Consider the following 14,038-nt stretch of genomic DNA (forward strand, 5'->3'; position numbering starts at 1 on the left):
CGGGATCTTTCCCATCCGCGACCCCGGATAGATTCGAGCAAGTCCACTTTAGGTCAACACCACCTCGCTTGCAAAAATCGGGCTGACCATAGATTTTTTGTCCGCGGCCCGGCGCAGGTCGATGTGCCGGCCGCGGGCTCGGCTCAGTCGCGCGATGCGCGGCGCAGGATGCGCTGCAGGTAAGCGTCGGTATCGGGCGGCGTGTTCGTGCGCTGCGCTTCCCAGATCGTCTCGCCGAGGCATTCCATGATCGCGTGCTGCGCGTCGTGGGTCGAGTCGAGCTTCGCGGCCAGCTTGTCGTGTGCGGCGCGGATGCCGGGCGGCTGGTCGATCGACAGCTGCTCGCTGATCGCGAGGTGCATCGACAGGTGCAGGAACGGGTTGGTCCGGCCTTCCTCGGGCGTGTAGTTGCGCGCGGCCGCGCCGTCGGCGTCGGCCAGTTCGTCGTGGTATTCGGGATGCTCGACGATCCAGTCGGCCGCGATCGCTTCCAGCGGCGTCAGGATCTCGCCCGCGCGCTGCTTGCGCCAGGTCTCGGTGAAAAAGCGACGCACGTCGTCGCGACTTGGATTGAACATGATGGGGAAACGTCGTGATTCGGGCGGCGTCATGCCGCGTCGCGCATTGTACGCCGGAGCGGCTGACGGCGCTGGCGGCGGCCCCGGGCATGGCGGGCCCCGGGCGCGGCAGCGGCACGGCGCGGGTCGTTGCGGCCGCTCGTCGCGCAACGGGTAAGCGCGGGCTAGGCTCGCCGCCGCCGCGCCGCTACACTCCGACGATTCCCGTCACGGCGCGTTGCTCGCCCGCTTTCATCTTTCATCATGACCGCCACCGTCCGCTCCTCGTCCGCCGCCGTGCAGGGCGCGCTCTACGTCGCGTTGTCCGCCGCCGCGTTCGGCGCGATGGCGATTTTCGGCCGCTACGCGTATGCGGCCGGCGTCGACGTGCTCGGGCTGCTGATCGTGCGCTTCGCGATCGGCGGCGCGGTGCTCGCCGCGATCGCGCGGCGCCGCCGCGTCGCCTGGCCGCGCGGGCGCTCGCTCGCGCCGCTGGTGGCGATGGGCGCGCTCGGCTACGTCGGGCAGTCGTTCTGCTATTTCAGCGCGCTGCAGCACGCGCAGGCGAGCCTCGTCGCGCTGTTGCTGTACCTGTATCCGGCGTTCGTCACGCTGCTGGCCGCGTGGTGGCTCGGCGAGCGCCTCACGCGGGCCAAGGCCGTCGCGCTGGTGCTGTGCGTCGCGGGCTCGGCGCTGATGGTCGGCGGCGGGCACGGCGAGCCGCTCGGGATCGCGCTCGCGCTGGCCGCCGCGGTGATCTACTCGCTGTACATCGTCGGCGGCACGAAGGCGACGCGCGGCGTCGATCCGCTCGCGACCACCGCGATCATCTGCCTGTCGGCCACCGCGACGCTCGTCGCGATCGCCGTCGTGCGAACGGCGGCGTTCGGCGCGCCGCCGCGCTGGCCCGCGACGGCCGGCGGCTGGGCGTCGATGCTCGCGATCGCGCTCGTGTCGACGGTCGCGGCCATGCTCGCGTTCTTCTCCGGGCTGGAGCGGCTCGGGGCCGCGCGCACGTCGATGCTGTCGACGCTCGAACCGGTCGTGACGGTCGCGCTCGCGGCGCTGCTGTTCGGGGAAGCGTTGTCGCCGCTGCAGTGGGCGGGCGGCGTCGCGATCCTGGCGGCCGTGCTGGCGCTCGTGCGCGCGGGCGGCGCGGCCGCCGACGATGCGACGGCGACGTCGAATGCGTAGTCGGGTGGCGGCGAGCCGCCGGCGCCGCAGCGGGGCCGGCCGGTCGTTGCGCGCGGCCCGAGCAGCCGGCGCGGGGCGGGGATACGTCAGTCGCGACTGACGCGCGTCACTCGTTGGGCGGCGGCGTCTTCGGCCGGAACTCGCACAGCGGCTCGATCGCGCAGTGCCAGCATTCGGGCCGGCGGGCCTTGCATACGTAGCGTCCGTGCAGGATCAGCCAGTGATGCGCGTCCTGCAGGAATTCCTTCGGCGTGAACTTCTCGAGCGCCGCCTCGACGGCCCGCACGTCCTTGCCCGGCGCGAGCCCGGTGCGATTCGCGACGCGGAAGATATGCGTGTCGACCGCGATCGTCGGCTGGCCGAACGCGGTGTTCAGCACGACGTTCGCGGTTTTGCGGCCGACGCCCGGCAAGCCTTCGAGCGCTTCGCGATCGGCCGGCACCTCGCCGTCGTAGCGCTCGAGCAGAATTCGGCACGTCGCGACCACGTTCTTCGCCTTGGTGCGATAGAGCCCGATCGTCTTGATGTACTCGGTGACGCCTTCCTCGCCGAGCGCGACGATTTGTCGCGGGGTATTCGCGACCGGGAACATTTTCCGCATCGCCTTGTTGACCGACACGTCGGTCGCCTGCGCGGACAGCATCACGGCGATCAGCAGCTCGAACGGCGTCGAGTATTCGAGCTCGGTGGTCGGATGCGGATTGAGGCTCTGCAGCGTTTCGTAGATCGCGCGTCGTTTGCTGGCGTTCATGGAGCGTTCTGGTCGGGCGGCGCGGACGGGCCGTCCGGATCGTCGTTGCCTGCGTCGTTGTCGGGGGCGTTGCTGCCCGAGGCCGCGTCGGCGTCGCGCTGCGCCTGCTGTTCGGCGAGCCGCTTGCGGCGGGCCTCGGCCGCGTCGATCTGCGCCTGCACGGCCGCACTCACGCCTTCGGTATTCTTCGGCCCGGCGCCTTGCCCGGACAGCTCTTCCTTCTTCTTGCGCGCGCGTTCGAGCGCGGCGGCGATGATCGCGCGTTTCTTCGCTTCGGCGTCGTCGGCCGGTGCGGCGGCCGGCGTGCCCGGCGAGCCGGACTGCGCGGCCGATGGCTCCGCGGCCGGCTTCGCGGCGCTGGCCGCACGGCGGGCGGCGGCGCGCGCTTCGGCGGCCTCGCGCTCGCGGCGCTGGCGCGCGAGCCGCAGGTCGTGGCGTTCGCGCGCGGCGTCGGCCTGTTCCTGCGACCACGCGTCCCAGCCGGTGCGATCGCCGGTGACCGGCAGCATCGCGATGCAGTCGACCGGGCACGGCGGCACGCACAGGTCGCAGCCCGTGCACAGCGACGCGACGATCGTGTGCATCTGCTTCGGCGCGCCGACGATCGCGTCGACCGGGCACGCCTGCATGCACAGCGTGCAGCCGATGCACAGGTTTTCGTCGATGAACGCGAGCGCACGCGGATGCTCGGTGCCGTTGACGGGGTTCAGCGGAATCACCGGCTTGCCGAGCAGGCTCGCGAGGCGCGCGATGCCTTCGGCGCCGCCGGGCGGGCATTGGTTGTAGTTCGCGTTGCCGGCGGCGATTGCCTCGGCGTACGGACGGCAGCCGTTATAGCCGCACTTCGTGCATTGCGTCTGGGGAAGCAGATCTTCGATGCGATCCGCGAGTGTTTTGGAATCGGTCACGGTGACGACAGGCTGACAACAGGCGCAGCGGCGCCGAATGGCTCTCGACCGCGTCGGGCGCGGCCGGAAAGGTTTGCCAAAGCTCGATTATCGCCGATTTCCCGCATTGCGCCGGACGCCGTCTATGCGCATAATCGAACCGCTTTTTTGCAGGGGCTCAGCAGGAGGGCGGCCGCCCGCGGCGCGCCCGTTCCAGGGCGGCCGGCGCCGAGGCGGTGGGGTGTCGGTCCGAATCAAGCGGCTCACATAGCAAAGCGCCACCATGAATCAGCCAAAAATCAAAAGAGATCCTGAAGGCACGCGCCGCCGCATCCTGATGGCGGCAGCCGAAGAGTTCGCGAATGGCGGGCTGTTCGGCGCGCGCGTCGATCAGATCGCGCGCCGGGCCGAAACGAACGAGCGCATGCTCTATTACTACTTCGGCAGCAAGGAGCAGCTCTTCACGGCGGTGCTCGAACACGCGTTCTCCGCGCTGACGGAGGCCGAGCGCGTGCTGGATCTCGACGGCGTCGCGCCGGTCGAAGCCGTCACGCGGCTCGCGCATTTCGTGTGGGACTACTACCGCGACCATCCGGAGCTGCTCCGGCTCATCAATAACGAGAACCTGCACGAAGCGCGCTATCTGCACAAGTCGACGCGGATTCGCGAGATGATGTCGCCGATCGTCGCGAAGCTCGGCAACGTGCTGATGCGCGGCCAGAAGGCCGGGCTGTTCCGCGGCGACGTCGATCCGCTGCGCTTCTACGTGACGCTGTCGGGGCTCGGCTACTACATCGTGTCGAACCGCTTCACGCTCGCCGCGACGCTCGGCCGCGACTTCACCGACACCGACGAGCGCGCGGAGATGGTCCGGATGAACACCGAGGTGCTGCTCGCGTATCTGCTGCGGCGCTGACGCGACGAACGCAGGAGCCGACGAGCCGCCCCATCGCGGCCGCGGCCGAATAAAAAACGCCGCCGTTGCGCGAAGCAACGGCGGCGTTTTTGCGTCGGGATGCGGCGCGTCAGGCGGCCTTGCGGGCCCGCACGGTTTTGGCGCGCGGGCTGCCCGCCGCGCGTTTCGCCGCGGGCGCGGCCTTCGCGGCGGGCGTCCTGGCGGGCGCGACCGTCACGGCCGGCGCCTTCACGCGCGTGCGTTTCGCGGCGGTGGCGCGCACTGCCGTTTCCGGTTCCGGCTTGGCGGCCGGCACGAGGCCGATCGCGGTCGCATCCTGCGCATCGACGGGCAACTTCGCCGCGCCGTTCTTCGGCTCCGGCGCATGCTCGCGGATGAAGTCGCGCAGTTGCGGATAGATGATCGTGCGCCAGCGGCGGCCCGAGAAGATCCCGTAGTGGCCGCACTTCTCGGCGGTCAGGCTGCGGCGATCGTCCTGCGGGATGCCCGTGCACAGCTCGTGCGCGACGTGCGTCTGGCCGCTGCCCGAGATGTCGTCGAGTTCGCCCTCGATCGTCATCAGTGCGGTGTGCTTGATGTCCTGCGGCCGCACGCGCTCGCCCTCGACGTCCCACGTGCCTTCCGCGAGCCGGAATTCCTGGAACACGACGCGGATCGTCTCGAGGTAATACTCGGCGGCCATGTCGAGCACCGCGTTGTATTCGTCGTAGAAGCGGCGGTGCGCTTCGGCGTCGTCCTCGTCGCCGCGCAGCAGGCTCTGGTAGAAGTCCCAGTGCGATTGCGCGTGGCGCTCCGGGTTCATCGCGACGAAGCCCGTGTGCTGCAGGAAGCCCGGATACACCTGGCGGCCTTCGCCCGGATAGTTCGCGGGCACCGTGTGGATCACGTTGTTCTCGAACCACGCGGTCGAGTGTTGCGTGGCCAACGAGTTCACCGACGTCGGGCTGCGGCGCGCGTCGATCGGGCCGCCCATCATCGTCATCGTGAGCGGCGTGTCCTCGCCGCGGCTCGCCATCAGCGAAATCGCCGCGAGCACCGGCACCGTCGGCTGACATACCGAGATCACGTGCAGGTTGCGCGCGCCGATGTGACGGATGAATTCCTGGATGTACGCGATGTAGTCGTGCAGGTGGAACGGGCCGACTTCGACCGGCACCATCCGCGCATCGATCCAGTCGGTGATGTAGACCTTGTGATCCTGCAGCAGCGTGCGCACCGTGTCGCGCAGCAGCGTCGAGTGGTGGCCCGACAGCGGCGCGCAGACCAGCACGACCGGTTCGTCCTTCAGTTGCGTGACGGCGTCGGCATCGTCCGAATAGCGCTTGAAGCGCAGCAGCCGGCAGAACGGCTTCTCGATGATCGTCTGCTCGACGATCGGGATGTTGTGGCCGTCCTTGACGATCTGATGAAGGTTGAATTCCGGCTTTTCGTAATCCTTGCCGAGCCGATACATCAGCTCATAGGCGGCCGCCATCCGCGGCGCGCCGGGCATCAGCGAGAACGGGCTGGACGGATTCGCGAACGACTTCGACGCGGCCTGGGCCCAGGCCGTGAGCGGGCTCAGCATCGCCCGCTGGAATTCGTGCAGTTGGTAAAGCATGCAGGCTACTCCCGCGTGGGGGGACGGTGCGCAAGGGCGGCGTGAGGCGTCGCGGCGTGCCGTGTGGGTCAGCGGCCGGCCATGTTGCATCGCAGCCGGACAATCTCGTCGATCATATCGGACAACGATCGTTTGTGCAATGCAACATTTCCCGGTTTTTTCATCAAGTTTTTGCGATTTGACGATCTATGAACAAGGGCCCGCGCCGCCGCTCAGCGGCCGGTGGCCACGGCCGGCGCGGGCTGGCCGGCGGCGCGCGCCATCGCGTCTTCATGGTGCATCAGGTTCATCGCGGTATGCACGAGCGCCACGTGCGAGAACGCCTGCGGGAAATTGCCGACGAGCCGCCCGGCCACCGGGTCGTATTCCTCCGCGAGCAAGCCCAGGTCGTTGGACAGCGCGAGCAGCCGGCTGAAGAGCCGATGCGCGTCGTCGATCCGGCCGAGCAGCGCGTAGCTGTCGACCAGCCAGAAGCTGCACGCGAGAAACGTGCCTTCGCCCGGCGGCAGGCCGTCGTCGTATTCGGTCGTGCGGTAGCGCATCACGAGCCCGTCGTGCAGCAATTCCCGTTCGATCGCGTCGACCGTGCCGACAATGCGCGGGTCTTCCGGCGGCAGGAAGCCGAGCTGCGGCAGCAGCAGCACGCTCGCATCGAGCTCGTCGCTGCCGTAGCTCTGTGCGAACGCCTGCTTGCCTTCGTGCCACGCGTTCGCGCAGACGTCCGCATGAATCCGCTCGCGCAGCGCGCGCCAGCGGTCGAGCGAGCCGGGCAGCCGGAACATTTCCGCCGACTTGATCGCGCGGTCGAACGCGACCCACGCCATCACCTTCGAGAACGTGAAATGCCGACGGCCGCCGCGGGTTTCCCAGATCCCTTCGTCGGGTTCCTGCCAGATCTTCTCGAGGTGGTCGAGCAGCGCGCACTGCACCGACCAGACCGTGTCGTCGGCCTGCAGGCCGCCCACGCGCGCGAGGTGCAGCGCGGCCATCACCTCGCCGAACACGTCGAGCTGGAGCTGGTTCGCGGCGCCGTTGCCGACGCGCACCGGCAGCGAATCCTGGTAGCCGGGCAGCCAGTCGAGTTCCATTTCCGGCAGCCGGCGCTCGCCGGCGATCCCGTACATGATCTGGATCTGCTCGGGCGAGCCGGCCATCACGCGGCCGAGCCACGTGCGCCACGCGCGCGCCTCGTCGTAGTAGCCGCCGCGCATCAGCGCGAGCAGCGTGATCGTCGCGTCGCGCAGCCAGCAGTAGCGGTAGTCCCAGTTGCGGTTGCCGCCGATCTTCTCGGGCAGCGAGGTGGTCGGCGCGGCGACGATGCCGCCGGTCGGCTCGTACGCGAGCGCCTTCAGCGTGATCAGCGAGCGGCGCACGGCGGCCGCGTAGCGGCCCTGCACCTGGCAGCGGCCCGACCATTCGAGCCAGTAGTTCTCGGTGCGCGCGAGCATCGACAGCGGGTCGCGCGCCGGCGGCAGCCGCATGTGCGACGCCGCGTAGCCGAGCGAGAACGGCACGCGCTCGTCGGCGCTCACCGTGAATTCCGCGAGCGTATGGAGGTTCTTGCCGGTGAGCGGCACCGGCGTGCGCAGCACGACGGTATCGGGGCCCGCGATGGCCTTCATGCCGTCCTCGCGGGTCAGTTGCGTGACCCACGGAATCGAGAAGCCGTAGTCGAAGCGCAACACGAGCTCCATGCGCATCTTCATCGTGCCGTGGCGGCCGACGACGATCCGCACCAGTTCGGACCAGCCGTTGCCGGGCGGCATGAAGTCGATCACGGTGACGGCGCCGTCGGCGCTTTCGTAATCGGTTTCGAGAATCAGCGTGTCGCCGCGATAGCGGCGTGTCGTGTGCGTGATCGCGGCGTCGGCGGCCGGAGCAAGCAGCCAGCGGCCGTGCTCGGGCGTGCCGAGCAGCGCCGCGAAGCAGGCGCCCGAATCGAAGCGGGGCCAGCACAGCCAGTCGACGGAGCCGTCTTTTGCGATCAGCGCGGCCGTGTGGCCGTCGCCGACGAGGGCGTAGTCTTCGATCAGGGCGGGCATGGGCAGGCGATCCTTGGGTATTCGAGTTCACAATGCGGACGTCGGCGGCCCGGACTTCACGCCCGGGCGCCGCGCCCCGTATACTCGGCCGGGCGGCGGAGCGCATGAACGGCCGGCGTTTCGTCCTATCTCAACACTTGAAGCGACTCGATGCAAGGAGGATTCAATGCCCAACCGTTTACGGGAGCGTGACGCACGCGCTTCGACACGAGGGTTGCCGCTTAGGTTCGCTCACTGGATGAAAGGTTTCGCGATCGTGCTTTCCCTGTCCGCGACCCACGCATTCGCGCAGCAATCGTCCGCCCCGGCCGACGGCGTCTACAACCTGCTCGTCGGCACCTATACGGGTGGCGGCAGCGACGGCATTTACGTTTATCGCTTCGATACTAAAACCGGCAGCGTCGCGCCGGTGTCGTCGGCGAAGACGGAAAATCCGTCGTATCTGTTGCCGAGCCGCGACGGTCGCACCGTCTACGCGGTCAACGAACTCCCCGGCGACAATGGGCCCGCGACGCAGCGCGGCGGCGTCAGCGCGTTCCGCTTCGACGCGAAGACGGGCGCGCTGAGCTTCATCGAGCGCGTATCGTCGGAAGGGAACGACCCTTGCTATCTCGCGCTGTCGCCGGACGGCAAGTACCTGGTGACCGCCAACTACTCGGTCGCGGCCGACCCGGGCGGCAGCTTCGCGGTGTTCCCGCTGCGCGACGACGGCGCGGCCGGCCAGGCCGTGCTGACGGTCCACCACGAAGGCACCGGGCCCGTGAAGGGGCGCCAGGACGGCGCGCACGTGCATTCGACGGTGTTTTCGCCGGACGGCCGCTACCTGTTCGTGCAGGATCTCGGCGCGGACAAGATCTACGGCTACCGCTACACGGTGGACGGCAGCCGCGGGCTGATCGGCCCGACCGACACGCGCTACACGCCGGTGAAGGCCGGCTCGGGCCCGCGTCACATGGTGTTCGGCGCCGACGGTCGCTTCGCGTACGTGACGAGCGAGCTCAACGCGTCGGTCGAGGTGTTCGGCTATCGCGACGGCAAGCTGACGCCGGTCGAGACGGTGCCGATGACGGCGCCCGGCTTCAAGGGCAAGGTCGGCGGCGGCGCGATCCACCTGTCGCCGGACGGCCGCTTCCTGTACGCGAGCAACCGCGGCGACGCGAACGACCTGGTGATCTACGCGGTGAACCAGGCCGACGGCCGGTTGAAGCGCGTCGGCCGCCAGTCGAGCCTCGGCAAGACGCCGCGCGAATTCCTGATCGATCCGACCGGCAAGTGGCTGATCGTCGGCAACCAGGACAGCGACACGTTCTACGTGTTCAGCCGCGATGTCGAAACGGGCCAGCTCGGCGCGAATCCGCAGAAGGTCGCGGTCGGCAAGCCGGTCGACTTCAAGCTGGTGCCGGTCGCGCAGTAAATCGCGGTCGATTCCCGGTCGATGCAAGAAGGGCGCTGCCGATGCAGCGCCCTTCGTATTTGGGGCAGCCGCTTGCGCGGCGCGCCCGTATTGATGAATCGCGGCCAGCGGGCCGCCGGCCTCAGTCGGCCGCGGCCGGCACGAGCACCTCGCGGCTGCCGTTGATGCCCATCGCCGACACGAGGCCCGCGGCTTCCATCTGCTCGACGAGCCGCGCCGCGCGGTTGTAGCCGATGCGCAACTGCCGCTGCACCGACGAGATCGACGCGCGCCGCGTGCGCACGACGAACGCGACGGCTTCGTCGTACAGCGGATCGGCTTCCGCATCCGGCGCATCGCCGAACAGGTCCTGCGTCGCGCCGTCGGCGGCCGGGCCGTCGAGAATCCCTTCCTCGTACTGCGGTTCGCCGAACTGCTTCAGGTACTCGACGATCCGGTGCACTTCCTCGTCGGCGACGAACGCGCCGTGCACGCGCTGCGGATAACCGGTGCCCGGCGGCAGGAACAGCATGTCGCCCATCCCGAGCAGCGACTCGGCGCCCATCTGGTCGAGGATCGTGCGCGAGTCGATCTTCGACGACACCTGGAACGCGACACGCGTCGGGATGTTCGCCTTGATGAGGCCCGTGATCACGTCGACGGACGGCCGCTGCGTCGCGAGGATCAGGTGGATGCCGGCCGCGCGCGCCTTCTGCGCGAGGCGGGCGATCAGCTCCTCGATCTTCTTGCCGGCGACCATCATCAGGTCGGCCAGCTCGTCGATCACGACGACGATCAGCGGCAGCGTCGACAGCGGCTCCGGATCCTCGGGCGTCAGCGAGAACGGGTTGCCGATCTTCTTTTCCTTCGCTTCCGCATCGCGGATCTTCTGGTTGAAGCCCGCGAGGTTGCGCACGCCGACGGCCGACATCAGCCGGTAGCGCTTTTCCATTTCGCCGACGCACCAGTTCAGCGCGTTCGCCGCGAGCTTCATGTCGGTGACGACCGGCGCGAGCAGGTGCGGGATGCCTTCGTAGACCGACAGCTCCAGCATCTTCGGGTCGATCATGATGAGCCGCACGTCTTCCGGCGTCGCCTTGTACAGCAGCGACAGGATCATCGCGTTGATCGCGACCGACTTGCCCGACCCCGTCGTGCCGGCCACGAGCATGTGCGGCGCCTTCGCGAGATCGGTGACGACCGGGTGGCCGGTGATGTCCTTGCCCATCGCGATCGTCAGTTGCGACGGCGAATGCTGGTACTGCCGCGATTCGAGGATTTCCGACAGGCGGATCATCTGGCGCTTCGCGTTCGGCAGTTCGAGGCCCATGCAGGTCTTGCCGGGGATCGTCTCGACGACGCGGATCGACGTGAGGCCGAGGCCGCGCGACAGGTCCTTCATCAGCCCGACGATCTGGCTGCCGCGCACGCCGAGCGCGGGCTCGATCTCGAAGCGCGTGATCACGGGGCCGGCCGATGCGCCGACCACCGTCACCGGCACCTTGAATTCCTGCAGCCGCTGTTCGATCACTTGCGCGGTTTGCGCGAGGTGTTCCTCGGTGATCGTTTCGACGTCGTCGGACGCGGGCTCGAGCAGGTCGAGCGTCGGCAGTTCGACGTTGAACGACGCGGGCGCGTGGAATTCGAACGCGTTCGGGCGCGGCGGGCGGGCGGGGGGCGCGGCCGGGGCCGGTTCGGGCGCCTCGATTGCGTCGGTGGCCGGTGCGCCGATGGGCGGGATCGCGACGGGCGGCGGCGCGGAAATGGCGGTTGCCGGCGTGGGCGGGAGGTTCGCGCCGGGGACGGTTGCCGCGGGCGGTATTGCGGTCGGTGTTGCGGTCACGTCATGCGACACGGGCCAGCTCGCCGACGAGGCGGCAGGCGCGGGCTGTGTCGTGAAGGTCTGGGTTGCGACTGCGGCAGGGACAGTCGCGATCGACGGCGCCTGCGTCGCGGTGGCCGCACCGATGGACGTCGGCGATCCGCCTGCAGCGGCAGCGGCGCCTGCGACTTGGTAAGCCGGCGTCGCGGCGGCCGTGGTCGTCGGCGCGATCGCGCTGAAGGACGGTGACGCCGGTGCGGACGCGGCTGGCGACACGGGCAGGCCGATTGCCGGCTGCGGCGCGACTGCGCTCGATGAGCCGGATGGAGCGAAGGTCGTCGTACCGGTCAACGTGGTCGATGTGGTTGCCGTGTCGGTGGGAAGCGTCGATGCCGGCGCGGAAGACGGCGCAGCGATGGGTGCGGACGTGAAAATCGCCAGTGTCGCGGTGGCGGGCGCCGGCGTTGCGGGCGTCGGCGCAGTCGAACCGAACGTCGAATCCGACGCGCCGGTCGTCGACGGCGTCACGGCGGGCGCATCGGTCGATTCGGGCGTCGAAGCGGGGGGAAGCGAACCGTAAGTCATGCCCGTGACACCGGCAGGCGATGCCGACGCGGCGGAAGTAACGGGCGGTGCCGATGCGGCCGGTTGCGACGGCGAAGCGGACGCCGTGCCGGCCACGCCGACCGGCGAAACGGCGGCGGCGACGGGCGCGAGGCTCGATGCGGAGGCAGTCGAGTCAGGCGCCGTGCTGACCTGCGGCGATGCGGCGACAGCCGCAGCCGTCGATGCTGCGGCAAACGGCTGGACCGCCGGCGCTTTCGGCAATTCTGCCGCGACGGTTGTCTGCGTCGCGGCCGGCTGCATCGTCGGCGCAGTCCAATATGTAGCGGACGTCGCGCGTTGAGCGACGGCCGACAACGGTGCCGCGGGTTCCGCCTCGACCGGCTTGGCAGCTTCCGGTGCGGGCTGCGATAGGTCTGGTGCGGATGTTGCCGCAATCGACGTGGATTCCGAAAGTGCGCGCGCCGACGTTGCCGCGATCGACGAAGAGGGGAGGGCGGCGAACGGAACGATGCTGTCGGCCGGTTTCACGTCAGCATGCGCATCGGCAGCCCCTTGACGCAAGTAGGCCGGTGCAGCGCGATCGATTGCAGGCGCCGGTTGCGCGTCGTCGTAGTCGTCGATATCGACGGACCCGGTCGGCTTGCTGGTGCCGAGATCGCGAACGGCTGCATCGCCTGCTGGCGCGGAGACTGAATGGGTGGACTCCGATCCGGCGCTGTGCGCCAGCGACTCGGCGATCGGGCTTTCGGTCGACACGGCGAGAGCAGAAACCGGCGGGCTGACGACGTCTTCCCACGGCGCGAGGTCGATGGGCGCGTCGATCGACGGCGCGGTGGCCGCTTCGTCGACGTGACGGATCTCGTCGTCGGCACGATGCGAGAACGCGGCATCGTCGATGCCGGGATTCGGCCGTGCGTGCGGTTCGGCGTCGTCGAATGCACGGGTGGACAAATCGCCGTCCGGAGCCTGCGCGATGCCGGATTCCGCCGGCATGAAGGCGTCGAGCACGATCGGTGCGCCGTCGTCGTAAGCGGGTGAGGTAGCGGATTCGGCCGGAACATGGGCGTCCTGGGCTGCGACGCCGTGCGCCGCGGAGACGAACGCGTTCGACGCGGCTGCCGATGCCGGCGCGGCCATGCTGTCGGCTGCCGGGGCTACGCCGGCGACGGTGGCGGCTGCGGTCGCCGCGTGCGTCGCATCGCCCGACTGCGCGCCGCCCAGCGTCGCCCATTGCGCGGTGCTGGCCTCGATCGAGCGCAGCGTATCGTGAACGCTCGGCGCCGGCGTAATCGGCGCGGCCGGCTTCTCGTTCCACGCATAGAGCGGCGCGCGCGCCGGCGCGGGAGGCGCCGGGCGGCGTCGGGCCGCGTCCGGCGACAGGCCGGCTGCCGTCGTGCCCGCGACCGGGCGCGCCGGCGGACGCTGCGGCTGCGTAGCAGCCGGTCGTGGCGTGACCGCGGCGCGCGGCGCCGTCTGCGTCAGCGCGGCGGTGGCCGGCCGCGCGGCTGTCGGACGCGGCCGGACGGGTTCGAATCCGGCCGGCAGCGGCGCCGGCGCGGGGCGCGGCATTTGCGCGTTCGCCGCGGCGCGCGCGAGGCTGGCGGTGCTGCCGGTGGTCGGCGGCGGCATCGCGCTGGCCGGGATCGGCGCGGCCGGCGCAGGCGTGCGCTGCGGCGCGGTCGGCTTCAGCCAGCCCGACGGCGCGACGGGCTCCGCAAGCGGACGCGGCGGCGTCTTGCCGCGCGGCTTCGGTCGCGCCTGCGGATCGGGTTTCCACACCGTCGGGCGCGAATACCGGCCGTTCTGGCGCGGCGCCATCGAGTTGACGGTGTGGGCGGTGGTCGGCTGTACGACGTCGTCGTCGCGATGCAGCGCGCTGCGCGGCAGGTCGGCGATCCCGCGCGCGTCGTCGTCGCCGCCGTCGCGCGACAGCTTGACGCCGAACGACGTGTCGACCCACGCGGCGAACTGCCGCCAGCCGATGCCGGTCAGCCAGGGCAAGCCGGCGAAGAACAGCACGACCATCGCGACCGGCGTGCCGATCGGGCCGAGCACGTGGGCGAAGCCGGCCGAGCACGCATGGCCGAGCGCGTTCGTGTCGGGGCCCGACAGCGGGCTCGTCAGCGTGACGCTTGCGACGAATACCGCGGCGAAGCCGAGCCACAGGCGGATCGAGCCGCGGCCGGCGAGCCCGGCGCCGCCGGGCAGCATCGCCTGCACGAGACGCCAGAAGAGAAGGAGGAACCAGACGGCGGAGATGCCGAACCAGCCGAAGACAACCGTGTGCATGCTTTGAAACAGGAGTGGGG

Annotated in this window: 8 protein-coding genes and 1 pseudogene; 3 read left to right on the forward strand and 6 right to left on the reverse strand. The window is 69.6% G+C overall.

What is annotated here, in order from left to right:
- Positions 1-143: 143 nt before the first annotated feature.
- A complete protein-coding gene (locus tag HWX55_RS24315) occupies positions 144-611 on the reverse strand; it encodes a DUF1841 family protein (protein ID WP_244140636.1) in 468 nt (155 codons plus the stop codon).
- Positions 612-821: 210 nt separating this feature from the next.
- On the opposite strand from HWX55_RS24315, the gene HWX55_RS24320 reads away from it, so the two are divergent.
- On the forward strand, positions 822-1,751 hold the full coding sequence (locus HWX55_RS24320) for a DMT family transporter (RefSeq protein ID WP_175977599.1): 930 nt from the start codon (positions 822-824) through the stop codon (positions 1,749-1,751).
- Between the two features lie 106 nt (positions 1,752-1,857).
- On the opposite strand, the gene nth is transcribed toward HWX55_RS24320, so the two are convergent.
- Positions 1,858-2,502, reverse strand: a complete 645-nt coding sequence (gene nth / locus HWX55_RS24325; RefSeq protein WP_006478196.1) for an endonuclease III — start codon at positions 2,500-2,502, stop codon at positions 1,858-1,860.
- Positions 2,499-3,517: pseudogene (gene rsxB / locus HWX55_RS24330) on the reverse strand (electron transport complex subunit RsxB). Before rsxB ends, nth begins: the two are co-directional and overlap by 4 nt.
- Before the next feature lie 155 nt (positions 3,518-3,672).
- On the opposite strand from rsxB, the gene HWX55_RS24335 reads away from it, so the two are divergent.
- Positions 3,673-4,305: a TetR family transcriptional regulator gene (locus tag HWX55_RS24335; RefSeq protein ID WP_006478198.1), complete on the forward strand. Its 633-nt coding sequence runs from the start codon at positions 3,673-3,675 to the stop codon at positions 4,303-4,305.
- A gap of 109 nt (positions 4,306-4,414) precedes the next feature.
- On the opposite strand, the gene phaZ is transcribed toward HWX55_RS24335, so the two are convergent.
- Complete coding sequence (gene phaZ / locus HWX55_RS24340; protein WP_175977601.1) at positions 4,415-5,905, reverse strand: polyhydroxyalkanoate depolymerase; 1,491 nt, start codon at positions 5,903-5,905, stop codon at positions 4,415-4,417.
- 212 nt (positions 5,906-6,117) lie between these two features.
- The gene (locus HWX55_RS24345; protein WP_050016342.1) at positions 6,118-7,947 is read right to left on the reverse strand and encodes a glycoside hydrolase family 15 protein; all 1,830 of its coding nucleotides are present in this window, start codon (positions 7,945-7,947) and stop codon (positions 6,118-6,120) included.
- Between the two features lie 166 nt (positions 7,948-8,113).
- On the opposite strand from HWX55_RS24345, the gene HWX55_RS24350 reads away from it, so the two are divergent.
- Positions 8,114-9,361 (forward strand): lactonase family protein, encoded by a 1,248-nt coding sequence (locus tag HWX55_RS24350; protein WP_175977602.1) that lies wholly within the window; start codon positions 8,114-8,116, stop codon positions 9,359-9,361.
- A 121-nt stretch (positions 9,362-9,482) separates the two neighbouring features.
- Here the strand turns inward: HWX55_RS24350 and HWX55_RS24355 are convergent, their stop codons facing one another.
- Entirely contained in the window at positions 9,483-14,018 is a 4,536-nt protein-coding gene (locus tag HWX55_RS24355; RefSeq protein ID WP_175977603.1) for a DNA translocase FtsK, read from the reverse strand.
- Positions 14,019-14,038 lie beyond the last annotated feature (20 nt).

Source organism: Burkholderia sp. BCC1047 (genome assembly GCF_902833155.1).
GTDB lineage: Bacteria > Pseudomonadota > Gammaproteobacteria > Burkholderiales > Burkholderiaceae > Burkholderia > Burkholderia sola.